This is a genomic window from Rathayibacter sp. VKM Ac-2929 (genome assembly GCF_022815495.1).
Taxonomy (GTDB): Bacteria; Actinomycetota; Actinomycetes; order Actinomycetales; family Microbacteriaceae; genus Rathayibacter; species Rathayibacter festucae.
This window is the reverse complement of record NZ_JALGRV010000004.1, coordinates 433,357-457,350: the sequence shown is the minus strand read 5'-3', so window position 1 is coordinate 457,350 and position 23,994 is coordinate 433,357. Positions and strand designations below refer to the sequence as shown.

Below are 23,994 nucleotides of genomic sequence, written 5' to 3'. Positions count from 1 at the left end.
CGGCAGGAGCGCCGACTGCAGCGATCAGGAGGGGCGCGGACCAGCCGGCGGCCTGCGCGACGCGGCGCCGCGAAGGGCCGGTCGGGTCGATGGCGGTGTGGTCGTGCTCAGTCATGGGGCGCTCCGCAGCGGTCGGTCCGACGAGGGATCGGAAGGAGTGCCGGCCGGGGAGGGAGCCGGGCCGGCATCGGTGCCGCGAAGCGTCGCCGCGGTCCGGTCGAAGGGCATGGGGACGCGATCCTCGACGGGCTCAGTGTGACGCATCCCCTTCGATCGCCCGCGGACCGGGGTACCCCCCGTTAAGCACGTGCGTGCAGCGACCGTCCGGCCCCTCGCCTGGTCGGCGATCCTCTACCGCGAGGCGATCTTCTCCTCGAGGACGGTGCGCTCCGCCGCGTTCGTGCACCGCGCGAGCGCCCGCGTCCACTCGGCGCGCGCGTCGGCGGTGCGGCCGAGCCGGGCGAGCAGCTCTCCGCGGACCGCGGGGAGGAGGTGGCTGCCGGCGAGCACCCCGCGCGCGTCGAGGTCGTCGACGAGGGCGAGCGCGTCCCGGGGTCCGGTCGCCATCGCGACGGCGACCGCCCGGTTGAGCTCGATGATCGGCGAGGGCGTCAGCCGACCGAGCGCCTCGTAGAGGACCACGATCCGCCGCCAGTCGGTCTCCGCGACCGACGGGGCGACCGCGTGGCACTCGGCGATCGACGCCTGGAGACCGAAGGCGCCGAGACCGCGCGGCGAGACGGCCTGCGCGAGAGCGGCGCGCCCGCGCCGGATCGCGCTCCGATCCCAGAGCCGCCGGTCCTGGTCCTCGAGCAGGATCGCGCGCCCGTCCGCTCCGAGCCGGGCGGGGAACCGGGCGGCGGTGAGCTCGAGCAGGGCGAGGAGCCCGAGCACCTCGGGCTCGGGTGCGAGGGCGACCAGTCCCCGCGCGAGGCGCCGGGCCTCGTCGGCGAGGTCGGTGCGCATCCAGTCGTCCCCGGCGGTGGCGGACGAGCCCTCCGTGAAGATCAGGTAGACCACCTGCAGCACCGAGCCCAGGCGGGCGGGGCGCTCCTCCGCGTCGGGGACGGCGAACGGGATCCGGGCGGCGGAGAGGGTCTTCTTCGCCCTCGTGATCCGGGCCTGGATCGTCGCCACCGGAACGAGGAACGCCTGCGCGATCTCGGTCGTGGTGAGCCCGCCGACCAGCCGCAGCGTCAGCGCGATCCGGGCCTCCTTCGCCAGCAGCGGATGGCAGGCCGTGAACATCAGCGCGAGCACGTCGTCCTCGATGGCGTCGGGATCGAAGAGCGCATCCGGACCCGGGCCCGCCTCGTCGAGATCGCGGGCGAGCAGCGCGTACCGCGCGTCGCGCGCCCCGCGCCGGCGGAACGCGTCGATCGCGCGGCGCCGGCCCGTGGTCAGCAGCCAGCCGACGGGCTCCGCCGGCACGCCGCCGACCGCCCAGGAGACGAGCGCTTCCGCGACCGCCTCCTGGGCGAGATCCTCGGCGAGATCGACGTCGCCGGTGTAGCGGGCGAGGGCGCCGACGATGCGGGCGGACTCCATCCGCCAGACCGTCTCGACGGCGGCCCTCGCGTCAGAGCTGGCCGGTCTGCTCACGCCAGGCGCGCTCCCGCTGCACGTACTCGTTGTCCTGCGGGAACTCGTCGATCGAGGGGATCCGGCGGATCTCGGCCTTGCCGCCGCCGGTCATCGGCGCCCGCTTGGCCCACTCGACCGCCTCCTGGATCGAGGCGACGTCGAGGACGTAGTAGCCGTTGAACAGCTCCTTCGTCTCCCCGTAGGGCCCGTCCGTGACGACCGGGGTCTCGCCGCTGAAGTCGACGACGACCCCCTGGCTCGGGTCGTCCAGCCCCTCCGCGGCCAGCAGCACTCCGGCCCGGATCAGCTCGTCGTTGAAGCGCCCCATCGACTCCAGCATCTGGCTGAAATCGGTGTTCATCATCGCGGCCAGCGACTCGTCGGTCGCGCGCCAGATCAGCATGTACTTCGGCATCAGGGGATTCCCGGCTCTCGGTGATGGAAGGAGCGTCTCGCGACCTTCTCACCTCGAGGTCGAACGGCGCGATCCCGGATCGACACCCGGCCCGAAGAAAGTCCGGCCGGCACTTCAGTGGTGTCGATTCTCGAGGGTCAGCGGCCGCCGCGCATGCCGCCACCTCCGGCGGCAGCCGTGCCCGCGGTGACGGTGGCGAGGGTCGTGCCGTCGGCGGTGAGGGTGTAGCTCTCGCCGGAGGTGATCTCCGGGCCGGCGTAGACGACGCCCGCGATCGTCTTCGACGTCGTGAACGTCGTGACGGTGGTGCCGTCCGCGTCGGTGATCGTCACATCGGTGCCCGCGGGGAGGGTGCTGCTGAGGGCGGAGGAGATCCAGCCCTGGGTCGAGGACGCGTCGGGCGAGACCATCATCCCGGCGCTTCCGGTGGCGAGCACCTCTCCGCCGGTGACGACGAGGGTGCCGTTGACGTCGAGTGCGCCGTTGCCGCTCTGCTCGGGGCCGTTCACGACGAGGCTGCCGCCGCTGATCGTCGCACTGCCGTTCGAGTCGAAGCCGTCGCCCTCGGCATCGATGGTGACCGTGCCGCCGCTGAGGGTGATCACGGAGCCGTCGTCGCCCTCGCCGCCCATGCCTCCGCCGGGGCCGCCGGTGGTGCCGGTCGCGTCTCCGTCGGAGTCCGTGCCGGTTCCGCCGGAGGCGTTCAGGCCGTCGTCGCTGGAGACCACGGAGACGTCGCCGTCGGTGATCCGGATGTCGGCGCTCTCGATCCCCTCGACCGAGTCGGTCACGGCGATGTCGGCTCCATCGAGGAGCAGGGCCGAATCGGCGTGGACGCCGTCGTCGCCGGTGGCGAGCGTCAGGGTTCCGGCGGTGGTGTGCACCCAGGTGTCGGAGTGCACGGCGTCGTCAGCGGAGTCGATGGTCACGTCGCCGCCCTCGAGGTCGACGATGATCCCGGCCTTGAGACCCTTGGCGGAGGCGTCGGTCGCGAGCTGCGCGCCGCTGCCTCCTCCCGCGGTGAGGTCCAGGTTTCCTCCGGTGACGACGATGTCCGTGACGGCGACGACGGCGTCGCCCTGCGCGTCGACGGTGATGTCGCCTCCGGGGATCGAGACGAAGCCCGCGGTGGCGTCCTCCTCGTTGTCGGAGGTGAGTCCGTCGCCGCCGGCGGTGACGGCGAGGGTGCCGCCCCGGACGACGAGGTAGTCCTTGCCGCGGATGCCGTCGTCGACCGCATCGACGGTGATGGTGCCGGAGAGGATGACGAGGCCGTCCTTGCCGGTGATGCCGTCGTTGCCGTTGCCGTGCACCTCGAGCGAGCCCTCGCCCGTGACGGTGAGGTCGGCGGCGCTGTACAGCGCGGCGTTCGACTCCGCGTCCTCGGCGTAGGAGGCGGTGTCGCTGAGGGTGTTCGTCGATCCGGTGGCGAGTTCGACGACGACGTCGGAGGCGGCGGTGACCGTGATCGCGGAACCGGTGGAGCTCGTGATGTCGACGCCGTCGAGCACGAGTCGCACGGTTCCTTCGGCGGTGGTGTCCACCACGACCTGGCCGTCGGTGAGGGTGCCGCTGAGGACGTAGGTGCCGGCGTCGGTGATGGTGACGGTCGAGCCGTCGACGCGCACGGCGTCCCCGTCTGCCGCGGCGCTGTCGCCGGAGAGGGTGATGCTCGTCGAGGCGGCGTCGGCGGCCTGGTCGGTGGCGTGCACGGCGGTGTTCGCCGCGAGGATCTGCGTGGCGGTGGAGTCGAGGGAGGTGCCGACGGCCTCGACGGTGGTGCCCGCCTCCGTGTCGTCGGTGCTCGTGCCGGTGGGGGCGGTGGAGCTCGAGTCGGTGGTGGTGCCGAAGGCGGAGCCGGCGACCGCGGCGGCGCTGCAGCCGGTGAGGAGAGCGCCGGTGAGACCCAGGACGGCGAGGACGGACAGCGGGCGGGAGCGGTTGTGCATGGTGGTCCTATCGGGGAGAGACGACTCGGGCGGGGGCCCGGTCGAAATGACGGTCGAGGGTGCGGGTCCACTTGTTGGCGGGGAGCTCGGAGCGGAACGCGGCCATCCCGGTCCCGTACTTCGAGAGCGAGACGGGGCGGTGGCCTTCGGCCCAGAGCGCCCGGTCGACCTCGGACGGGCGGGAGGCCGACTTGGTCTCGACGACGACCACGGCCGGTCGATCCAGCACTCGGGCCGGTGCGCTGCGCAGCCGCCAGACGAGGCGGGTGTCGATCGTGGCGCGGGTGGCGGATCCGGGGAGGAAGAGCGTCGTCCGGGCGTACTCGGTGGACAGCACCGGGGCGAGTTCTCGGGAGTCCAGGGCGATGCCGGTCGCGGCGAGGGTCTCGTCGATGTAGGTGAGACCCTCCGCGGTGAGCTCGTCGCGCCGTCCGGCCGGGTGGTCGATCCGCTCCTTGACGGTGCTGCTGCGGGATCCGCGCGTCTTCACCTCGAGGTAGCTCGTCGCGGAGTCCAGATAGGTGCGGGTGCGGATCTTGAAGCGCCGCCGGCGGCCGCGCACGGCGAGGTGGTAGCTGTCCAGCTGCGGGGTATCGAAGTAGACCGATTCGTAGTCGCAGTCGCGGCGCCCGCCGATCTCGAGCACGCGCGTGCTGTCGTCGAGTCGGGCGAGCACGGCGTCCAGGCTGCCCGCGGGAATCAGGTACTTGCGGTCGATGCGGGTCTGCAGCGACGCCTGGTCGACGAGCTCGGGGAGGCTGATCGGGGCGAACGACTGCAGGCGCGACGCCGTCACGGCGGTCATCGCGAGACCGGGACGCCGACGGCGGAGGTGGCCGGGGCGAGCTCGTCGTGCTGCCCGCCGCGGGCGCGGCGCTCCGCGACGTCGAAGCGGACGTCGACCTGCGTGGTGTCGTTGACGAGATCGAGCTGACGGACCTGCACCGACCGGATGCGGCCGCCGAGCAGCGCGGCCAGGTGAGCGGTCAGGGCGCCCTCGTCGGTGAAGGCGCTGTCGAGAGTGATCGTCTGCTGACGGGTGCGCGGGAACAGCCGCGGGTGGTCGGCGATGAACAGGACCGCGATGATCAGCGCGATCAGACCGACCGTCAGCGCGGACGGCGCGGTGCCCAGGCCGCTGATGAGGCCGATGGCCAGAGCGGAGAAGTAGTAGGCGACCTCGTGCTGCTCGATCTCGTCCGAGCGCAGACGGATGATCGAGAGGACCCCGAAGAGGCCCAGCCCGAGACCGGCTCCGACCGTGCTGGAGGCCAGGACCAGCGAGACGGCGAGGACGCCGACGTTCACGCCGAGGAAGGCGGCGACGAGGTCCCGACGCCGGTGGCGGGGGAAGTAGATGCCGAACGTCAGCAGAGCGATGGCGACGAGGTCGATGGCGACGGTGGCGAATGCGAGCACGAGAACTCCTGAAGACGGGCCGACCCGAGGTCGGCGAGCGAGGTGTCCCCATTCAGCCGCCGCGTCCTTTGCGCTTCCTATGACCCGTCTATGACGCTCGCCTGCATTGTCGGGCGAGCGCTGATCGCCGCGCGGAGCCGGTCGGAGACCAGCAGGTCTCCCCCGGTGCCGCAGGCGAGGACGTCCACGTCCCAGCGGGAGAGGACGCGGTCGAGGGTCGGCTCGCCGCCGGCGAGGACCGCGGTGGCGAGAACGTCGGCGGTGAGGATGTCGCCCGCGAGGACGGTGACCTGGCGGAAGCGCACCCCGTTCGCGTCGTGCGGGCGCCGCCAGACGTGCTCCCCGCGCTCCGCGGTGCCCGACGTCGCGACGGCGCGCCGGTCGCCGGTGAGCTGGACGGCGCACAGGAGCGAACGGCGGTCGTCGGGGTCGACGATCCCGATTCGGACCGGTGCGTCGTGGGCGTCGACGGCGCGGGATCCGAGGACGTCGCCCCCGACGGTCAGGAGCCACGGCGCGTCGCCGCCGCGCTCCAGCAGCCTCCCCGCCGCCGCGATCGCGCGGGCCTTGACCGTGCCGGCGAGGTCGAGCACGCCGTCCGGGCGGTGCGGGGTGAAGGCGCCGTCGGTGGCGGTCCGCCACTCGAGGGCCTCGGCGTAGGCGTCGCGCATCTCCGCGCTCGCGTCGGCGAGGCGGAGGCGGCCGTCGGCGATCCTGCTCGCCTCCGACTCCGGCCGGTACAGGCTGAACCGCTCGTCCGCGGACCGGAAGACCGCCCGGATCGCCGCCAGCGGCGCGTCGGCCTCGGCCCGGAGGCTCGCGACCGTTCCCATCGTGGCGAAGCTGGAGATCACAGGCCGGCCTGGTCGATCGCGGACTGCAGCGAGTCGAGGTAGGCGTCGCTGGTGTAGGTCGCGCCGCTGACCGAGGCGACGTCGGCGCTCTGCGCGGCGAGGACTTCGCTGCGCAGGATCGGCGCGGCACGGTTCGAGATCGAGACCGACCGGTTCTCCTTGTCCGTCAGCTGCAGCGCGGTCACGTCCGTGATCGCGCCACCGGCGACGGTGATCGCGACCTGCACGTCGCCGTAGCGGGTCGCGACGGCGGTCCCCGTGTAGGTGCCGTCCGTTCCGCCGGTGCTGTCGGTGTCGCCGCTGCTGTCGGTTCCGCCGGTGCCGGCGGGCGCCGAGGGCGTCGACGGAGTGGAGCTCGGCGTCGGAACCTCGAACGTGCCGGAGCCGCTCGAGCCGCTCGAAGAGGTCGGAACCGGAGTCGGAGTCGAGACGGCCGGCGCTGCGGCCTCCGGGGCCGGTGCGGCGGGAGTGCTCCCCGCGGCGCCGAGGTCCCAGCCGATGACGAGGACGGCCGTGGACGCGAGGACGCTCACGAGGGCGGCGCGCGTCCTCACCAGCTGAACCTCTCGACGTGGATCCGGTGCTCGGGGAGGCCCGCGCTGCGGGCGTCGCGGAGGACGACCTCGCTCCAGGCGTCCGGTCCGCAGACGTAGAGGTCGGAGTCGAGCAGCCGCGGGAACACCGAGGTCAGCGTGACGCCTCGCGAGAGAGCCTCGGCGGACAGCCAGGTGTCGCTGCCGGACGGGCGATGCCCCTGCATCCAGTAGAGCGTGCCGCCTCCGCGGCGCACGAGCTCGCCCGTCTCGTCCCAGAGGCGGTCCTGCGCGTGGTCCGCCCCGCGCAGGAGGACGGTGGCCTCGCCCGACTGCAGGGCACTGTGCTCGAGGAGTGCGCGCGCGGGGGTGATGCCGATGCCCGCGGCGACGACGGCGAGGAGTGGAGCGGTGCGCGCCGTGTCGGTGAAGATCCCGTAGGGGCCCTCGATCGACACGGCCGTGCCCGGCCGCAGTCGAGCGAGGCGTGCGGTGCCGGCGCCCAGCACGCGGACGGTGATCCGGGCGGTGCGGTCGGTGGGGACCGCGGAGAAGGAGACGGGGTGGGCGTGCCACCAGGTGCCGGCGCTCCAGAACCGCCAGATCGCGTACTGACCGCCGACGACGCCGAGGGAGCGCATCCGTCGCCCCGTCAAGTGCAGCGAGAACACCCCGGGTGCGATCGTCTCGACCGCCTCGACCCGGATGCGGTGGCGGAGGGTGCGCACGACGGGCACGGCGAACCGGAACCACGCGACGGAGCCGAACGCCGCGACGTAGAGGGCGATCCAGTAGGCGCGCTGCGCGGACCCCTCGGCGAGGACCTGACCGGCGGAGAGCTGATGCGGCACCGCGACGAGCACGGCCGCGTAGCTGAGGAGGTGGATCGCGTGCCACGCCTCGTAGGCGAACCGGCGGCGCACCGCGACCAGCGAGGTGACCACGACGAGCAGCAGCAGCGCGGTCGCGAGCAGGGCGAGCAGCAGGTCGCTGCCGGAGTAGAGGGCGAGGCTCTCCTGCACGAGGTCGAGACCGTCCGTCATCGCGTAGCCGACCGTGAGGAGCAGGCCGTGACCGAGGATCAGCAGGAGGGCGGGCTTGCCGAGCCGCCGGTGCAGCGCCGTCGCGACGTCCTGACCGAAGGTGCGATCGATCCACGGGATGCGCGCGGCGAGGACCAGCATCAGCAGGAGCAGATCGGTCCCCACCAGCCCGGCGACGATCCCCGCCGCCGACAGCGCAGTCGGCAGGTCGGTCACGGCCTCGGGACCACCGGAGGCGAGGAACAGCGCGATCGCGACAGCGACCGACACGACGCACGCGGTCACCAGCGCATCGGCCGAGCGTCTCCGCCGCCGGAGGGCCCGGCGGCGGCGCTCACCCGAAGAGACGTCCACCCCCGGGCCGTCCGCCGCTGCGGGCGCCGGTCGAACTGTTCGCAGCACCGTGCTCATCGCATCGACCTTCCCTGAGCATCACCCTTTGCGGGGTCCCCGCCGGGAGATCAGGATCGGCGACGACGCTATGCACTCCCGATGAACCCGCCATGGCCTGCATCGGAGTCGGCCCGCGCCCGGGCCGGCGCCGCAGCGCTCCGATGCTGAGGCTCTCCGCGATGCCGCTGCCGGCGACCTCGACGACGGTCTGCCAGGGCGGGGAGGAGGTCGTCGTCCGCCGTCGCTCACCTGCCCGCGCGCCTTCATGGACAACCGGTCGAGCGGGACGAAGCGGATCAGCGCGCGTGCGCCGTCGCCAGCTCCCCCCAGTGCGTCGTGGCGCGCAGCGACAGCGCGGCGCGCTTCATCGTCCAGACCGGTCCCTTGCGGATCCCGGCGAGCCCGAGGCCGACGGCGGAGCGGCCGTGGCGCTTGGTCACGGCGTCGATCGTCGCGCCGAGACCCTTGCTGTCGAACGCGGTGTCGAACACCTCGAGGAGGGCGTGCGAGTCGCGCGGCGACAGGTTCGTCAGGATCACGCCGGCCCGCACGTAGCGGGCGCCCTCGCGCAGCCGAGGCCGCAGCGTCCCGATCGCCGCCTTCACGATCGCCACCGGGTCGTCCGTGGGCACGGGAAAGCCGGCCAGCCCACCCGCGGACTCGTACGGCGCGTCCGCGAACGGCGACGTCGACGCGAAGACGCTCATCGTCTTCGTCACCGACCCCTGCGCGCGGAGGCGGTGGGCCGCGCGCTGCGCGTAGACGGAGAGCACCTGCTCCATGTCCGCGATCGTCGTCACCGGAGTGGCGAACGAGCGCGAGAAGATCAGCTGGTCCCGGACGGTCCGCGCCGCCTCGAGCGGGATGCAGTCGACCCCGCGCAGCTCGTAGACGGAGCGCTGCAGCACCACCGAGAACTTCTTCCGGATCAGCGCCGGGTCGGCATCGCGCAGGTCCCGGATCGTGTGGATGGACAGCTCCGCGAGGCGCTTCCCGGTGCGGCCCGCGACGCCCCACAGCTCGGTGACGTGCTGCGACGCCATCAGCGCGTCGAGCTGCTCGGGGGTGTACCAGTCGGTGTCGCAGACGCCTCCCAGGCGCGGGTGCTTCTTCGCACCGCCCTTGTTGACGAACTTCGCGAGCGTCTTGCTCGGCCCGAACCCGACGCACACGGGCAGGCCGACGTTCTTCGCGACGGCCGCCCGCATCGCCCGGCCGATCCTCGCCCGCTCCGCCACGTCGCCGTCGACGCCGAGGAAGCTCTCGTCGATCGAGTACACCTCCTGCCAGGCCGAGTAGCGGCCCAGCAGCTCCATCACCCGCGCGGACAGCTCGCCGTACAGCTCGTAGTTGCTGGAGCGGGCGATCACCTCCGGGAGGCGTCCCGAGCGGATCAGGGGCAGGACCTTGAACCAGGGCGTCCCGTTCTCGATGCCGAGCTTCTTCACCTCGTCCGAGCGGGCGACCACGCAGCCGTCGTTGTTCGAGAGGACGACCACCGGCCGCCCCTGCAGCTTCGGGTCGAACAGCCGCTCGCAAGAGACGTAGAAGCTGTTCACGTCGACCAGGCCGATCCGCCGCTCAGAGCGCACGGTGCAGCCGGTGCAGGCAGACGGTGACGACGCCCCAGATCTGGAGGTCGCTCAGCTCGGCGACGAGGATCGGCGGGTAGTCCGGGTTCTCCGCGCGCAGCACCACTCCCCCGGGGCTCAGCTCGAGCCGCTTGACGGTCAGCTCGCCGTCGAGGATCGCGATCACGACGCTGCCGTGCGTCGGGGTCAGCGAGCGGTCGACCACCAGCTCGTCGCCGTCGCTGATGCCGGCGCCGGTCATGCTCTCGCCCGAGACGCGGACGATGAACGTCGAGGTCTTGTCCCGGATCAGGTGGTCGTTGAGGTCGAGGGAGCCGTCGAAGTAGTCCTGCGCGGGCGACGGGAAGCCCGCCGCCACCGCGTCGGCGGGGACGAGGAGGGAGACGGCCACGGCGTCCCGGGCCGGGGTCGCGATGCGGTCCACCACGGTCACGCTCATTCTCGGCCCTCCTCACGGGATCGAACATGTGTTCGAACATGTCCGAGTGTAGGTCGACCCCACCGACATCGGCACGGGAGGGACCTCGCTCGTGGCCGCCCCCGATGCGCGAGGATCGGACCCGTGGATGCGGAGCGGGTTCTCGGAGACGGTCGTGCCGACGGGGTGTGGTGCCGGCTCGGCGAGCCGCTGACGGTGGCGCAGATCGCGCGCGGCGGACCCGCCTGGCTCTGCCTGGACGCGCAGCACGGCGCCTTCGACGACGCCGCGGTGCTCGCGACCATGCGCGCGCTGGCGACGGTGACCTCGCGGCCGCCGGTCGCCGTCCGGGTCGCCGGGCTCTCGGACCCGCTGATCGGGCGGGCTCTGGACGCCGGAGCCGACATCGTCGTCGTCCCGATGATCGAGTCGGTCGAGGACGCGGCCGCGGCGGTCCGCGCCGCGCACTACCCGCCGCTCGGCCGACGCAGCTGGGGACCGATGACCGACCTCTGGGACGTCGCGCCCCAGTCGGCCGCCGAGGCGCGGCCGGCCCTGTGGCTGATGATCGAGACGCAGGCCGGCCTCGACGCCGTCGAGCAGGTCCTCGCGGTGCCGGGGGTCGCCGGCGTCTTCGTCGGCCCGTTCGACCTCGCGATCGGACTCGGCCGGGCGCTGCCCGACCTGCTCGCCGCGGACGGACCCGGGGACCCGCTGCCGAGGATCGCCGCGGCCGCCAGGAACGCGGGCAGGGGCGCCGGTGCCTACGCGGGCGACCCGGACCGCGCTCGGCAGCTGCGCGCGCTCGGCTTCCCGCGGGTCGCCGTCGCGACCGACCAGTCGCTGATCGCGCTCGGCACGGCGGCGGCGCTCGGCGCGGTGGCGGACGGCTCCGGATACTGAGCCTCCGAAGAATGCGACGATGACGACGACTCTCGAGCGGCTAATCCAGCGGACCGCCGACGCCGCGGACGACGGCCTCTCCCCGGGCGTGCTGGCCGACGCGCGCCGCACGCTGACGGCGGCGCTGGAAGCGCACGTCCGGGGCGACCGCGAGGCCGAGGCCGCGCTGCTCGCCCCTCTCGCCCGCCGCATCTCGGACTCCTGGCCGCACACGTCAGCGCTCGGACGGGACGTGCTCGGCTACGTGCAGGCCGTGCGGCACTGAGGCGCGGGTGTGAGCGGACGCTGAACCGAGTCCGAGGTCAGCAGCCGGGTCCCCGCGATCGTCGTACCGCCCGCTTGCGGAACTCCGCCGTGAGGATGCTGCGGGCGATGGTCGGTCGTTCCTGCGGGAGGCCGTGTCGATCGACGGCTCTCCGAAGGCGGTGTGGGACTCGTCGACGTCGAGCGTGCGCGGTGCCCCTTCCGCCGGGGTGCTGCAGCGGTGCCGCACGACGGTCGGTCCGGTGCAGGCCGGCTGCTCGGCGGCGACATCCGGGAGGGAGCGACCGCTCGATCCTAAACTCCGACACGATGAACTCAAGCGCGCGTCCGAGCGGGCGGTGCGGCTGGTCGGCTGCCGTCTGCGTTCTCCGTCCACACGATCCGCTCCTCCGTGAAACGGGGATCGGAACGCAGCTGCCGCTCGACGTCGCCGAACACCACGGCTCGAGTGCGCGGCCTCGTCTTGAAATCCACCATCCTTGTGTCCCGATAGCCGCCCCGTCATCGGGCATCTCATCGGGCGGGTCTAACGGGACGCTGCCGCCCCCGCCCCTACGGGGTGAACCCCGCTCGTCGACCTGACGCGGTGAACGACCGGCTATCGGACGCCCGCTTCGCCAACTGATCCCCCTCTGCATCGCGGCTTCACGGCGCGCAAGGGCGAGTCCGGCGTCGAGGGCCCGGGACGATAGGTGCCTAAGGCATGCTCCCCGACAGCCTCGGTGCAGCCTGGTTCATCAACGTCATCGTCCTCTGAGGCTGACCGAGCAAGACACCGGTGTGCCGGTCGGATCGGCGTTCTGCACAGCGACGTAACGCTCGAGTGAGGCCCACAGCTCGTCGGGCTGGGTGGGAATGGCGAGCAGGGGCTTCCCCTTCGTGAGTCGGGTTGCTCAGTGCCCGAGCAGCATGTTGTTGCGGGCCCGGATCTGCTCTTCGGTCGCGGGGAAGTAGCTGCTGACGCCGATGTGCTCGGCGTCGTGCTGGATCTCGTCGACGACCGGGCGGAGTGCGTGCTCGTAGTGGGCGAACGCCTGCTCGACATCGCCATCCGCCGCCTGGAAGGCGTCGAAAAGCGCTGTGGCGCCAATGACGGCGAGCGACCCTCCCATGCCCGCGGCAGGCGATGCGCAGTAGCCGGCGTCGCCGACGAGCGCGACGCGTCCTGACGTCCACGCCGGCATCTTGATCTGGCTGAGCTTGTCGAAATAGAAGGTCTCGACGTCGATCGCCTGTTCGAGGTGATCAGAGAACGGCGGGCCGGCGTGCAGCAGGTGTTCGCGGAGGATGCTCTTCTGCTCCTCCTCGTCGTGGTGGTCGTACGGGATCTCCTTCTCGGAGCGGAAGCCGAGAACGAGTTCGGTGGTGGAGTCGTACGAGTTCACCAGCATCGTCACGCCCGGAGAGCTCGTGATCCGAGTCGTCTGAGGGGCGATGATCAGGCTGTCGAGGGTCGCGATGGAGAAGTACGTCTGGAGGAAGTGGCTGTAGAGCGCTTCCTGACCGAAGTGCAGTCGGCGCACCGTGGAGTGATTGCCGTCGCAGCCGAACACCAGGGAGAAGTTCCTCTCGGTGCCGTCACGGAAGGTGACGCGGAGGCTCTCCTCGTCGAGCTCGTGCAGCGACGCGATGGAGTTGCTCCACAGCATCTCCACCTCGCCCTCCGTTGCCGCGGCGAGGATGTCGAGCAGATCATCACGGTGGATCTCGTAGCCGTCGCCCACCGTGTCCGCTGTGGGCGGCTCGGGGTCGATCCGTGCGATGAGGTCCCCCGCCGGCGTAGTGAACTCCGTCACGCGAGGAGCAAGTGCTTTCGCCGAGATCTGCTCGAGCAGGCCCATCCGCTCGATGATCGCGATGGTGTCATCGCGGATGTCGACCGGGGTGCCTCCTCGCTTCAGGCCGGACCCGATCTCAACGATCGTGACCTCGTAGCCGAGCCGGCGCATCCAGAGCGCCGTCGCGAGCCCCGCGAAGCTCGCTCCCGAGATGAGCACTCGCCTCTGCCTGTGCGCGTTCATCGGACATCCTCGTTCCCCGGCTCCCGCCGAATGTGTAGTGACTCGAACTTCGTCACCGTAACAGAAACTTTGAGTCACTCAACTCTTCGTGGCAGACTGGCGTGATGGGGGAAGCAGGCACGGTGGTCGCGTCGGGACTTCGAGAGCGCAGGAAGCGAGAGACCCGCGCGCGCCTGGGCGACGTCGCGGCACGGCTCTTCGCTGAGCGCGGGTACGACGAGGTGTCCATCTCGGACGTCGCGCGTGCCGCTGCCGTCTCGGATCAGACGGTCTACAACTACTTCCCGACCAAGCCCGATCTCGTCTTCGATCGAGCGGACGAGGTGCTCGAGAGGATCCGAGCCGCGGTCGCCGAGCGAGGCGCCCAGCAGTCCCCGGCCGACGCGATGCGCGCCGTCGTCCTCGAGGACATCGATCGGTACGTCGAGGAGGATCCGACCCTGGCACGAGGGGAGTTCCCCGCTCAGTGCAGACTCAGCACAGTGCTCCGGCGCCGGGCTCTGGAGTTCTACAGCGACGCCACGACCGCGGTTGCAGCGGAATTGGCTGGCACGGGGATGGACTCGATGACTCGGCGTGCTCAAGCAGCCGCACTCGTCGCGGTCGTGCAGCAGACCACCGAAGCCATCGGCGACGCGGTCCTCACCGGTGCTGATCGGGAAGCAACCCGCACGCGTTTGACGAAGGCGAGCACTGCCGCGCTCGATCACCTGTCGGCTTGGTGGCGCACGGAGCTGACCGACCAGACGCCGTCTCGGTGATCCATCCCCCAACGGGACGGCGCCGGATCAACGGTGCTGCACCCAGATATTCGGCTCTACGTAGGTCCCCTCGTCCGCGTCGCGGTCGAGGCGCAGCGTCGAGAGGCCGCCGGGGATCACGTACTCCCCCGACGACGGCAGCACCATCCCGGTCCACTCCTCCCACTGGGCGACGGTGCCGGTCATCACCTGCGATCGCGGGGCGACGTCGAGGACGCTCGCGCCCATCCGCACGTGCGTGCGCAGCCACGGATCCAGCGGCAGCCCGTCCTCACGGGTCCAGCCCGCGTAGACGTCGATCGGGGTCAGCGGGTAGCGCGGCTTCATCGTCGGGCGCAGCGGCACGATCACGTGCTCGAACCCGCTCGTGACGCTGAGGTCGCGGAACGCGCCGAGCAGCGTCCCGACGAGCCCGGCGCCGGTGCGATCCGGATGCACCTGGGCGGCGCAGACGACGAGAGTCGTCGCCTCGTCCTCATCCTCGAGCGCCTGGCGGAGGGAGTCTCCGTACCCGGTGGGCAAACCCTCGCGGGTGCCGTCCCACCGGATCGGCACCGCCCAGCCCGCGGCGACCGGCACGTTTTCATCGAGGACCACGAGCTCGAACCGGGTGAATCGCTCGCGGACGTGCGGCAGGTGCTCCTCCGCGAGGCGGTCGGCGGAGATGAACGCCGGCCACCCCGAACTGAAGAGTGACTCCATCTGCGCGTCGTCTCGGGGGCGCGCATTAAGTAGTTCTACCGACGTCACGGGCTCAGTCTGCGCGGAGGGCGACCGCTAGGCGATCCCCATACGGGACGCTTGCCGCGACGCCCTGCGTCGTACTCTGAGCGGGCGCCTGGACTGTAGGCGCGACGAGCGCGTGTGGTCACACGTGCGCGGTGCGGCTGCTTTCCGTGGGAGGAGAGGCGAGCGGATTCGATTCGAGTTGTGCGAGTGGTCACCTGTGAACATGCCGGAGCTCCGTTCGCTCGAGGATGAGGGGCCGCCGACTGAAGCGGACGACGGAGGCAGCTGGACGGTGTCCGGCGCAGGACCGGTCAGCGAGGAGAAGGACTCGTCCTCTTTTACGCCGCTGCGGGCTCGACGGCGCTCAGCGCCATCAGCTGCTCGAGGGCGTCCTGGGGGAACGCGCCGCCGGTGAAGGCGAGGAACTGCTGCATGGGCATCGATTCGACCATCTTCAGATCGTTCGGGTTCTCCTGCGCGTGCTGACGCTGCTCCTCGCTCATGCCGGCCGAGAGGCCCTCCATCAGTGCCGGTCCGACGATCGGGTGGCCGAACCAGTCGCCGACGGTCGAGTCCATCGTGAGCGGGCGGAGGAGGACGTCGCCGGTGAGAGCGATGGTCGCTTCGGTGCTGATGCTCGCGACGGAGTCGCCGATCTGCACGGTGTAGTCGCCGGCCGGAACGACCCACTGGGAGAGCTCGATGTCCCAGTAGGCGAAGGCGCGACGTTCGAGCGTGAACTGGACGGTCTGCGACTCCCCCGGCTCGAGTGCGATCTTCGTGAAGGCGCGCAGTTCGCGGGAGGGTCGGCGGACGGGGCCGGCGACGGTGGCGACGTAGAGCTGGACGACATGCTTCCCGAAGATCCCTCCCGTGTTCGTCACGGTCAGGCGCACCGAGGCGGTGTCGGTGCCGGTCGCTGTGACCTGCAGGTCGGAGGCAGCGAAGCTGGTGTAGCTGAGTCCGTGGCCGAAGGGATAGCGGACGGGGGTGCCGGCGGTCTCGTAGTGGCGGTAGCCGACCATGACACCTTCGCCGTAGCGGACGTGTCCCTGCTCGCCCGGGAAGTTGTTCCAGCTCGGGTTGTCCTGCAGCCGCAGCGGGATGGTCTCGGCGAGGTGGCCGGACGGGTTGACGATCCCGAAGAGGATGTCCGCCAGAGCAGATCCTCCGGCTTGCCCGAGCAGCCAGCCCTCGAGGATCGCATCGACGTCGTCGTGCCAGCCCTCGAGCGAGACGACTCCGCCGTTGGAGAGGACGACGACCGTTCGGGGCGCGACCTCGGCGACCGCTCTGATCACCGCGAGTTGCGGTTCGGGGAGGGAGAGCGTGTCGCGATCGAAGCCCTCGGACTCCTCACGATCGCCGAGCCCGACGAAGACGATCGCGGTGTCGCAGCGACCGGCGACGTCGACGGCGAGTGAGCGCCGGGCTTCGGCGTCGGGGTCCTCCGTCAGCAGGAAGCCGTCAGCGTGTTCGACGGTGACACCGCGCTCGAGGGCGAGGTCGCGGATGCTGTGGAGCGCCGCGTCGGTGCGGGTGGGGTTGATGTGGGAGCTGCCGCCGCCCTGGAAGCGCGGCGTGGTGGCGAAGGAGCCGATGACCGCGAGCCGGGACGGGCCTGCCAGCGGGAGCACGTCGCCGTCGTTCTTGAGGAGGACGACCGAGTCCGCGGCGAGGGTGCGCGCGAGCGCGTGGTGCGCGTCGACGTCGATATCGCCGATGGCGGTATGCGGGAGGTCGGTGAGGGCGAGCACTCGGGCGACGGAAGCGTCGACGAGGCTCTCGTCGAGTTCGCCGCTGTGGACGGCGTCGATGATCTGCTGGTCGGTGCCTCCGCCGCTGCCGGGCATCTCGAGATCCATTCCGGCCTCGACGCCGGCGACGCGGTCGCTGACCGCGCCCCAGTCGGAGACGACGGCGCCCTGGTATCCCCATTCGTCGCGGAGCACGTCAGTGAGGAGCCACCGGTCGTGGGAGGCGTAGACCCCGTTGATCTTGTTGTAGGAGCACATCACGGTGGCGGGCGCGGCTTCGGTGACGACTCGTTCGAACGCGGGGAGGTAGATCTCGCGGAGGGTGCGCTCGTCGACGTCGGCGCTGATGCGCATCCGCTCGTGCTCCTGGTTGTTCGCGGCGAAGTGCTTCACGGAGGCGCCGGGTCCGACGTCCTGCATGGCCTTCACATGAGCTGCGCCGAGGACGCCGGAGAGCAGGGGGTCCTCGGAGTAGTACTCGAAGTTGCGCCCGCACAGCGGTGAGCGCTTGATGTTCACCCCGGGACCGAGCACGACGGCGACACCCAGAGCGAGCGCCTCGCGGCCGACGGCGGCACCCACCTGCGCCGCGATCTCCGGGTCCCAGCTGGAGCCGACGGCGACGGCCGGCGGGAAGCACGTCGATGGCAGAGCATCGTTGATGCCAAGGTGGTCGGCATCTCCTGCTTGACGGCGGATGCCGTGCGGGCCGTCGGTGAGGACGAGCGAGGGGATGCCGGCGTCCTCGATCGCGGTCGTCGACCAGAAGTCGTGGCCGGAGAGGAGCGAAGCCTTCTGATCGAGGGTCAGGGTGCTGATGTCGATGTTCATGCGGGGGCTCCGGTGGATGCGGCGGTGAGGGCGTTGACGAGGTCGGTGCGGAACTCGTCCGCCACTCCGGGGATGTACTCGAGCATCGTGGCGACGGACATCGCGGCGGCCTCGGGGGCGGCGCCGTCCAGCGGCACTCCGGGGTAGTAGCTGCCGAACACGTCGGTGAACAGGCGCCACGCGTTCGGATCGGCGGCCAGGGTTCCGAGAGTGGAGCCAAGATCGTAGACCGCGGTGCTCGTGGACACGTCGATCTCGTAGCTCCAGTCGTGCTCGCCTGCGTCGACAGGGATCGTCAGCGCGTCGGGGTGCTTCGGCAGGACGACCTCGGCGGTCGTTCCCTCCGGGATGCTGACCGAGACGTCGACCTGCGATCCGGTGATGCTCCAGCGCACGTGCACGTCTCCGTAGACGGTCGCGTGCCGCAGGGACGCGCTGGTGAGCTTCCTCCCGGGCTGGGGGGCGATGCGCATGGAGCGGTAGCCGGCGTCGAGGGCGGTGAGTCCGCCGATCGTGCGGTGCATCCAGTCGACAACCGCGCCGAGCGCGTAGTGGTTGAGCGAGGTCATCCCGGAGGGGTTGATGCTCCCATCGGGTCGGACGGAGTCCCACCGTTCCCAGATGGTCGTGGCTCCCATCGTGACGGGATAAAGGAAGGACGGGCAGCCGGTCTCGAGGAGCAGCAGGTACGCCTCGTCGAGGTGCCCGGTGGAGGAGAGTGCATCGGTCACGAGCGGTGTGCCGGCGAATCCGGTGGAGATGTGGAAGCCGGCCTTCGCGACGATCGCGGCGAGCCGGTCGCCGGCGTGCTGCTTCTGAGCCTCATCGAGGATGTCGAAGGTGATCGCCAGGGCGTAGGCGGTCGCTGTCTCGTTGACCACTCGTCCGCGGGGGGTGACGTACTCGTCGAGGAAGGCGGCTCTCACGCGCCGCGCGAGGGCGTCGAACTCGGCGCTGTCGTCGCCGCGGCCCAGAAGGCGGGCCGTGTCGGCCATCTCGCGGGTGGTGCGGCAGAGGTAGGCGGCCGCGACGAGGTGCCGATCGGTCTTGCCGCCGGCGGGGTTGTCGTCAGGAGCGTCGGGGTCGAGCCAGTCTCCGTACTGGAAGCCGGTGCTCCAGAGCCCGCGCTCGTCGAGGAGCTCGGCGACCTGGCGGATGAACGCGGTCATCGAGTCGTAGGCGTCGGCGAGGATGCCGGTGTCGCCGTATTCGCGGTAGAGCGCCCAGGGGAGGCTGACGGCCACGTCGCTCCAGAGCGCGGTCGGTGAGGACGGAGTGGAGAGCACGTCCGGCACGACCCACGGCACGAAGCCCTTCTCCTTCTGCTCGGCGGCGAGGTCGCGCAGCCAGGAGCCGAGCACTCCGCGCACGTCGAAGAGGAACGCTGCGGTGGGAGCGAAGGCGTTGATGTCGCCGGTCCAGCCCAGGCGCTCGTCGCGCTGGGGGCAGTCGGTGGGGACCCCGACGAAGTTGTCGCGCATCGACCAGACCGCGTTGGAGTGCAGCTGGTTCAGCAGCGGCTCCGAAGTCTCGAGCCAGCCGGTGCGCGGCATGTCCGAGTGGACGACGATCGCGCGGACCGCGCCCGGGGTCAGCTGTCCAGGCCATCCGTCGATCTCGACGTAGCGGAAGCCGTGGAACGTGAAGCGCGGCTCCCACGTCTCCACGTCTCCTCCGCGGAGGGTGTACCGGTCGGTTCCCGCTGCGGTGCGGAGGGTTTCGAGGTCGATCTCTCCCCCGGTCATCACCTCTGCGTGCCGGAGGGTGATGGTCGCCCCTGGCTCCCCGGACACGGTCAGTCGGACCCAGCCTGAGAGGTTCTGGCCGAAGTCCACGACCGTCTTGCCGGCGGGGGTGGTCAGGATCTGGACCGGGGCGAGTTCCTCAGTGCGCCGGATGGGCGGAGCGATCGGTTCGACCAGTGCATCCAGTGGCCAGTCGAACGTCTCGACCTCTCCCCAGCCGGAGGCGTCGAAGCCGGGACGGTCCCATCCGGCGGGTTCGAGTCGAGCGTCGAAGACCTCGCCGTCGTAGATGCTGTTCGCGAGCACGCCCCCGCGGCCGGCTCGGAAGCCGTCGCTGCCATCGATCACGTGGACGGATCCGTCGGTGTTCTCGAGCTCGAGCTGCACCCATGCGGCGGGGCGGTCCGAGTAGTGGTTGCGCTTGCCCTCCCAGCCCAGGCGTCCGAGCGCCCAGCCCTCTCCGAGGACGAGCCCGATCGTGTTCGCGCCAACGGTGACGCGGTCGGTGACGTCGTGGCTGCTCACGACGAGCCGATGACGGTAGGAGGTCCACCCCGGCGCGAGCACCTCGTCTCCGATGACCTCGCCGTTGAGGTGGGGCTCGATCAGACCGATCGCCGAGACCCGCAGTGTCGCGCGGACCGGCGCCTGCTCGATCGCGAACTCGCGTCGGAGGTAGGAGGCGGGCTCGTCGGTGGCGCCGCGCGAGGCGACGGGGGTGATGAACGGGGCGGTCCAGGCTGCGGGCATTGCGAAGAGCTCCAGAAGTCGAGAGGAACGAGGGATCCGAGAAGCGGTCGGTTGCTAGCGGACAGACTTGACCCGCATGACGACCAGACCGCCGATGATCGTGAAAGCGCCGGCGATGAGGTAGAGCAGGGTGTAGTTCTTGTCGCCTGCGGCGCTGGCGCCGACGGCGAGGAACACCGGGGCGATGAAGGGTGCCGCGGCCTGCGGGATCGAGACGGCGAAGCCGATGATGCCCAGGTAGCGGCCGGCGCTGGTCTCCTTCTCGGGGAGCACGTCGAGCATCAGGGCCTGATCGACGGCGGCGAACACGCCGATGCCGACCGAGGTGAGCAGCGAGCCGATGTACAGCTGGGGAACGTCGGTCGCGAAGGCGGCGACTGCCGCGCCTACAGCGAAGAGCACAGAACCGAGGAGGACGAAGGTGCGGCGGCGACGCAGGCGGTCCGAGAGGAATCCGCCGCCGAGCGCGCCTACGGTCGTCGCCAGAATGCCGAACAGGCCCATGGTCGCGATGATCGGTGCGACGTCCACCACTTCCACGCCCAGGCGAGAAGCGAAGAAGAACGCGGTGAAGGTCGTGTTGAGGGTGAGACCGAAGTAGAAGAGGAAGCGGCCGAGCCAGACCCAGGAGAAGTCCGGGTACTGACGCGGGTTGTAGATGTACTTTCTGAAGATCGTCTTGGGTGAGAGGCGCTCGTCGAAGACGTTGCCGCGGCTGTCCTGCTCCTTGATGAACAGGACGAACAGCGCGACGAAGAACACTCCGACCGCACCGGGAAGCAGGAAGAGCAGCAGTGAGTTGCTCGCGAACCCTCCGGCGATGACGACACCGAACACCGGCGCGACCTGGGTGGCGAAGCCGGTGAGGCCTGCGACCTTCCCGCGCTGGCTCTCCGGGAGCCTGTCGGCCATCGAGATCTGCAGATTTCCCAAGACCTGACCCCAGCCCAGCTGAGCGAGGATCCATCCGGCGCCGAGCACGAGAGGGTTCGGCGCGAGCGCCATGACGATCAGGGACACGACTCCCAGCAGAGTGCCCACGATCAGGAACGGGCGACGACGACCGAGACGAGTCCGGGTCCGGTCGCTGAGCGTTCCGAGCAGCGGCCCCGTCAGCATCACGACGAGGGCGCCCGAACCGGTGATGTAGCCGAGGTACTCCTCCCGGCCAGGAGCGAGCTCGGCGAGGCGGATGGAGAGCGAGATCGCGAGCGGCGTGATGAAGGCGATGAAGACGCCGAACTGCCCGAGAACCTGGAGCCAGATGTAGAGAGCGCTGACCTTTTGCTCGGCAGGCGGAGTCTGCTCCGCCGCGGTCGTCTCCTCCTGGGCGGCAGGTGCCGAGGGGATCGGGAACGGAGCGGGAGCTCCGGTGGGTGGGACGTCGCGTGCGGGCGTGGCCATGTAGGACTCCATTGTCAGAGGCAGATCGGAAACTAGAGCGAGCTAGTAGCGCGAGGTTAGCGCTCCCCGGCTAGCGCGTGCAAGTGATTTTTCGGTCCGTCCCGCCGAACGACTAGCGCGGTCAAGCGATAGGCTCCGATCGGAGGGACCCATGACCCAGACGACGGCAGACCGACGAGTCACCGCTGCCGACATCGCGCGCGAGGTCGGTGTCTCGCGAGCCACTGTCGGGTTCGTGCTGAACTCGACACCCGGGCAGACGATCTCCGAGATGACGAAGAGCAAGGTCATCGCCGCCGCGCAGCGCCTCGGATACCGGCCCCACCTGGCAGCCAAAGCCCTCGCCAGCGGACGAAGCAAGATCGTCCTCCTGGTGCTGCCCGATTGGCCGATGGAGTACTCCATGAGCCGGCACATCGACCAGGCATCGACAGCTTTGGACGAAGCCGGCTACTCCCTCGTCACCATGACGCCTCACGCCGGTGGCAGAGCACGGCCCCTCTGGGAGACCTTGCAACCTGATGTCGTCCTGGGCATGGTCCCCTTCACCCGCGAGCAGGCCGACATGATCCGCGCTGCAGGAGTGACAGCGGTGATCCAGGGTCCGGATCAGCCGCTGAGCGACGAAAGCTTCTCCTGGGGAGACGGCCCGCGCCTCCAGGTGAACCACCTGGTTGAGCAGGGGCGACAACGACTGGCGTTCGCCGCCCCGACGGATGTCCGGCTCTCCGAGATCTCCACAGCCCGACACCGCATCGCGTCGGCAGCCTGCGACGCTCTCGGAATGGACGCTCTCGACAGCGTGCGCATCGATGCGGAGACCGCGCGTGACGTGGTGTCCGCATGGCGCGCGAACGGCGTGGACGGCGTCGTCGCCTACAACGATGAGATCGCCGCGATCGTCGTCGGAGCAGCCCTGCGCCTGGGGATCTCCGTACCGGAGCAGCTCTCCGTCGTCGGCCACGACGACGCCCCGCTCGCACGACTCTTCGTCCCTTCGCTCTCGAGCGTCTTCATCGACGACGAGGGCCTCGGAAGACACGTGGCACAACTGGCGCTCAGCGCCGCGCTCGGAGAGGCCCCTCCGACCGGGCACGTTCCCCGCGCGCAACTCGTCCCTCGTGAATCGACGGCGACCCGGACCGGCCTGGACTCGAGCTCATGACCACGCAAAGATCGACGCCGTGAACGCGGAACAGATTCTCGGTGACGGTCGAGCCGACGGAGTGTGGTGCTGGCTCGGCGAGCCGCGGACCGTCGCGCAGATCGCGCGCGGCGGGCCCGCCTGGCTGGCGCTGGATGCTCAGCACGGAGCCTTCGACGACACCGCCGTGATCGCCACCATGCTCGCGCTGGCAACAGTGAGGAAGCGGCCTCCCGTCGCCGTCCGGGTCGCAGGACTCTCCGATCCCCTGATCGGCCGTGCCCTCGACGCGGGAGCGGACATCGTCGTCGTCCCGATGATCGAGTCGGTCGAGGACGCGGCCGCGGCGGCCCGCGCCGCGCACTACCCGCCGCTCGGCCGGCGCAGCTGGGGCCCGATGAGCGACCTCTGGGGCACCGTACCCCCGTCGGCCGCCGAGGCGCGGCCGGCCCTGTGGCTGATGATCGAGACGCAGGCCGGCCTCGACGCCGTCGAGGAGATTCTCGCGCTACCGGGAGTCACCGGCGTCTTCGTCGGTCCGTTCGATCTCTCGATCGGACTCGGTCAGGAGCTGCCCGACCTGCTCGCCGCGGACGGACCCGAGGACCCGTTGCCGAGGATCGCCGCCGCCGCCCGACGCGCCGGGAAGAGCGCCGGCGCGTACGCCGGCGACCCGGAGCGCGCGCGACAGCTACGCGCCCTCGGCTTCCCGCGGGTCGCCGTCGCGACCGACAAGTCGCTGATCGCGCTCGGCACGGCCACGGCACTCGACGCAGCGACGGCAGCCTCCAGCTACTGACGGCTTCCGGCACTATCAACGCAAGTGCCACACGCCAGCACCGAGATGGTCGACGCGAACTGTCAGACGATCACCGCTTCCGGCGCGAGCGAGCGACACGAAGCACGTAGAAAAGACGGCCACGAAGCGGCAAAACCCATACGGCTCATCAAGCTGTCAGCACGTGTACCGGTCACCGATCCCCTTACGGGATGACCTAGCTGGCTTCGCAGGAGCTGACTTGAGCGGTGAGCCGTTAGGGAGTGCTCTGCGCCGCGCGCACTGTTAGGAACCATGACGTGTCGTGATCGGCGTTCGTTGTGGCCACGCCGACCAGGCCGATCGGGTCGGTGCCGAGAGAGGCCGGGTCGATCGCGTGCGGACCCTTTGCGCAGTCCACTGCCTCGACAGTCGTCGTCGTCGTCGTGTTGGCCGCACCTGTTGTAGAAGCGGAATCGAGCTGCAACTCGACCGTGCCGTCTCCAAAGCATTCAAAGGTGATGGCGCCTGGCAACTCTGGTCGGTCGAAGACGGCCTCCACCCGATCGCCTTCCTGCCCAGCGGTCGATTCGGACGACAGCACCGCGAGAAAAGGACCGTCCGCGTCGATGTCGGCCTGACGATCCGAGCGCCACTGATCGAGTTGCGCGCGATCCACTGGGTCCGGCGCGCAGGCGGTCATGGTGCCCACGACAGCCAGAAGAAGA

General features: G+C 70.4%; 21 protein-coding genes. 5 read left to right on the top strand and 16 right to left on the bottom strand.

Translation table 11 applies throughout. The annotated features are described in order from the left end of the window. Positions 1-351: 351 nt before the first annotated feature. The 10 genes from MT355_RS14685 to MT355_RS14640 form a co-directional block, all read right to left on the bottom strand. On the bottom strand, positions 352-1,548 hold the full coding sequence (locus MT355_RS14685; RefSeq protein ID WP_243600287.1) for an RNA polymerase sigma factor: 1,197 nt from the start codon (positions 1,546-1,548) through the stop codon (positions 352-354). A gap of 31 nt (positions 1,549-1,579) precedes the next feature. Beyond that, positions 1,580-1,999: a YciI family protein gene (locus MT355_RS14680; protein ID WP_123704001.1), complete on the bottom strand. Its 420-nt coding sequence runs from the start codon at positions 1,997-1,999 to the stop codon at positions 1,580-1,582. 137 nt (positions 2,000-2,136) lie between these two features. After that, a complete protein-coding gene (locus MT355_RS14675) occupies positions 2,137-3,948 on the bottom strand; it encodes a carbohydrate-binding domain-containing protein (RefSeq protein WP_243600077.1) in 1,812 nt (603 codons plus the stop codon). 7 nt (positions 3,949-3,955) lie between these two features. Next, a complete protein-coding gene (locus tag MT355_RS14670; RefSeq protein ID WP_243600076.1) occupies positions 3,956-4,753 on the bottom strand; it encodes a polyphosphate polymerase domain-containing protein in 798 nt (265 codons plus the stop codon). Beyond that, positions 4,750-5,367, bottom strand: a complete 618-nt coding sequence (locus tag MT355_RS14665; protein ID WP_123733210.1) for a DUF4956 domain-containing protein — start codon at positions 5,365-5,367, stop codon at positions 4,750-4,752. Before MT355_RS14665 ends, MT355_RS14670 begins: the two co-directional genes overlap by 4 nt. 77 nt (positions 5,368-5,444) lie before the next feature. After that, on the bottom strand, positions 5,445-6,221 hold the full coding sequence (locus MT355_RS14660) for an FAD:protein FMN transferase (RefSeq protein WP_243600075.1): 777 nt from the start codon (positions 6,219-6,221) through the stop codon (positions 5,445-5,447). Continuing rightward, entirely contained in the window at positions 6,218-6,775 is a 558-nt protein-coding gene (locus tag MT355_RS14655) for an FMN-binding protein (RefSeq protein WP_243600074.1), read from the bottom strand. Before MT355_RS14655 ends, MT355_RS14660 begins: the two co-directional genes overlap by 4 nt. Next, positions 6,772-8,082, bottom strand: a complete 1,311-nt coding sequence (locus MT355_RS14650; protein WP_243600073.1) for a ferric reductase-like transmembrane domain-containing protein — start codon at positions 8,080-8,082, stop codon at positions 6,772-6,774. The genes MT355_RS14655 and MT355_RS14650 overlap by 4 nt, the downstream gene beginning before the upstream one ends. Positions 8,083-8,486: 404 nt before the next feature. Further along, complete coding sequence (locus MT355_RS14645) at positions 8,487-9,782, bottom strand: Y-family DNA polymerase (RefSeq protein WP_243600072.1); 1,296 nt, start codon at positions 9,780-9,782, stop codon at positions 8,487-8,489. Beyond that, positions 9,772-10,221, bottom strand: coding sequence for a LexA family transcriptional regulator (locus tag MT355_RS14640; protein WP_123446383.1), 450 nt, complete (start codon positions 10,219-10,221; stop codon positions 9,772-9,774). The genes MT355_RS14645 and MT355_RS14640 overlap by 11 nt, the downstream gene beginning before the upstream one ends. Before the next feature lie 123 nt (positions 10,222-10,344). Here MT355_RS14640 and MT355_RS14635 point away from each other — a divergent pair, with 123 nt between their 5' ends. Together MT355_RS14635 and MT355_RS14630 are read left to right on the top strand one after the other, a co-directional pair. Beyond that, entirely contained in the window at positions 10,345-11,103 is a 759-nt protein-coding gene (locus MT355_RS14635) for an aldolase/citrate lyase family protein (RefSeq protein ID WP_243600071.1), read from the top strand. Between the two features lie 19 nt (positions 11,104-11,122). Next, positions 11,123-11,368, top strand: coding sequence for a hypothetical protein (locus MT355_RS14630; protein WP_243600070.1), 246 nt, complete (start codon positions 11,123-11,125; stop codon positions 11,366-11,368). Between the two features lie 892 nt (positions 11,369-12,260). Here MT355_RS14630 and MT355_RS14625 read toward each other — a convergent pair. After that, positions 12,261-13,388, bottom strand: a complete 1,128-nt coding sequence (locus MT355_RS14625) for an FAD-dependent monooxygenase (RefSeq protein ID WP_243600069.1) — start codon at positions 13,386-13,388, stop codon at positions 12,261-12,263. A gap of 104 nt (positions 13,389-13,492) precedes the next feature. Between MT355_RS14625 and MT355_RS14620 the strand changes: the two genes are divergently transcribed. Further along, on the top strand, positions 13,493-14,149 hold the full coding sequence (locus tag MT355_RS14620) for a TetR/AcrR family transcriptional regulator (protein WP_243600068.1): 657 nt from the start codon (positions 13,493-13,495) through the stop codon (positions 14,147-14,149). A 27-nt stretch (positions 14,150-14,176) separates the two neighbouring features. On the opposite strand, the gene MT355_RS14615 is transcribed toward MT355_RS14620, so the two are convergent. The 4 genes from MT355_RS14615 to MT355_RS14600 all read right to left on the bottom strand — a co-directional run bounded on the left by MT355_RS14615 (position 14,177) and on the right by MT355_RS14600 (position 21,365). After that, positions 14,177-14,851: a hypothetical protein gene (locus MT355_RS14615; protein WP_243600067.1), complete on the bottom strand. Its 675-nt coding sequence runs from the start codon at positions 14,849-14,851 to the stop codon at positions 14,177-14,179. A 365-nt stretch (positions 14,852-15,216) separates the two neighbouring features. Then, positions 15,217-17,466, bottom strand: a complete 2,250-nt coding sequence (locus MT355_RS14610; RefSeq protein ID WP_243600066.1) for a glycoside hydrolase family 3 C-terminal domain-containing protein — start codon at positions 17,464-17,466, stop codon at positions 15,217-15,219. Further along, complete coding sequence (locus MT355_RS14605) at positions 17,463-19,961, bottom strand: alpha-L-rhamnosidase (RefSeq protein ID WP_243600065.1); 2,499 nt, start codon at positions 19,959-19,961, stop codon at positions 17,463-17,465. The genes MT355_RS14610 and MT355_RS14605 overlap by 4 nt, the downstream gene beginning before the upstream one ends. A 54-nt stretch (positions 19,962-20,015) precedes the next feature. Further along, the gene (locus MT355_RS14600; protein ID WP_243600064.1) at positions 20,016-21,365 is read right to left on the bottom strand and encodes an MFS transporter; all 1,350 of its coding nucleotides are present in this window, start codon (positions 21,363-21,365) and stop codon (positions 20,016-20,018) included. Positions 21,366-21,516: 151 nt separating this feature from the next. On the opposite strand from MT355_RS14600, the gene MT355_RS14595 reads away from it, so the two are divergent. After that, positions 21,517-22,530: a LacI family DNA-binding transcriptional regulator gene (locus tag MT355_RS14595; protein WP_243600063.1), complete on the top strand. Its 1,014-nt coding sequence runs from the start codon at positions 21,517-21,519 to the stop codon at positions 22,528-22,530. 19 nt (positions 22,531-22,549) lie between these two features. Further along, complete coding sequence (locus MT355_RS14590) at positions 22,550-23,308, top strand: HpcH/HpaI aldolase/citrate lyase family protein (RefSeq protein ID WP_243600062.1); 759 nt, start codon at positions 22,550-22,552, stop codon at positions 23,306-23,308. A gap of 235 nt (positions 23,309-23,543) precedes the next feature. Here the strand turns inward: MT355_RS14590 and MT355_RS14585 are convergent, their stop codons facing one another. Further along, positions 23,544-23,978: a hypothetical protein gene (locus MT355_RS14585; protein WP_243600061.1), complete on the bottom strand. Its 435-nt coding sequence runs from the start codon at positions 23,976-23,978 to the stop codon at positions 23,544-23,546. Positions 23,979-23,994: the final 16 nt, after the last annotated feature.

Excerpts from the sequence above, each read along its gene's own strand:
- MT355_RS14605 (WP_243600065.1), bottom strand. The coding sequence starts at position 19,961 with ATGCCCGCAGCCTGGACCGCCCCGTTCATCACCCCCGTCGCCTCGCGC.
- MT355_RS14675 (WP_243600077.1), bottom strand. The coding sequence starts at position 3,948 with ATGCACAACCGCTCCCGCCCGCTGTCCGTCCTCGCCGTCCTGGGTCTC.
- MT355_RS14685 (WP_243600287.1), bottom strand. The coding sequence starts at position 1,548 with ATGGAGTCCGCCCGCATCGTCGGCGCCCTCGCCCGCTACACCGGCGAC.
- MT355_RS14680 (WP_123704001.1), bottom strand. The coding sequence starts at position 1,999 with ATGCCGAAGTACATGCTGATCTGGCGCGCGACCGACGAGTCGCTGGCC.
- MT355_RS14630 (WP_243600070.1), top strand. The coding sequence starts at position 11,123 with ATGACGACGACTCTCGAGCGGCTAATCCAGCGGACCGCCGACGCCGCG.
- MT355_RS14615 (WP_243600067.1), bottom strand. The coding sequence starts at position 14,851 with ATGGAGTCACTCTTCAGTTCGGGGTGGCCGGCGTTCATCTCCGCCGAC.
- MT355_RS14620 (WP_243600068.1), top strand. The coding sequence starts at position 13,493 with ATGGGGGAAGCAGGCACGGTGGTCGCGTCGGGACTTCGAGAGCGCAGG.
- MT355_RS14640 (WP_123446383.1), bottom strand. The coding sequence starts at position 10,221 with ATGAGCGTGACCGTGGTGGACCGCATCGCGACCCCGGCCCGGGACGCC.
- MT355_RS14610 (WP_243600066.1), bottom strand. The coding sequence starts at position 17,466 with ATGAACATCGACATCAGCACCCTGACCCTCGATCAGAAGGCTTCGCTC.
- MT355_RS14600 (WP_243600064.1), bottom strand. The coding sequence starts at position 21,365 with ATGGCCACGCCCGCACGCGACGTCCCACCCACCGGAGCTCCCGCTCCG.
- MT355_RS14595 (WP_243600063.1), top strand. The coding sequence starts at position 21,517 with ATGACCCAGACGACGGCAGACCGACGAGTCACCGCTGCCGACATCGCG.
- MT355_RS14625 (WP_243600069.1), bottom strand. The coding sequence starts at position 13,388 with ATGAACGCGCACAGGCAGAGGCGAGTGCTCATCTCGGGAGCGAGCTTC.
- MT355_RS14670 (WP_243600076.1), bottom strand. The coding sequence starts at position 4,753 with ATGACCGCCGTGACGGCGTCGCGCCTGCAGTCGTTCGCCCCGATCAGC.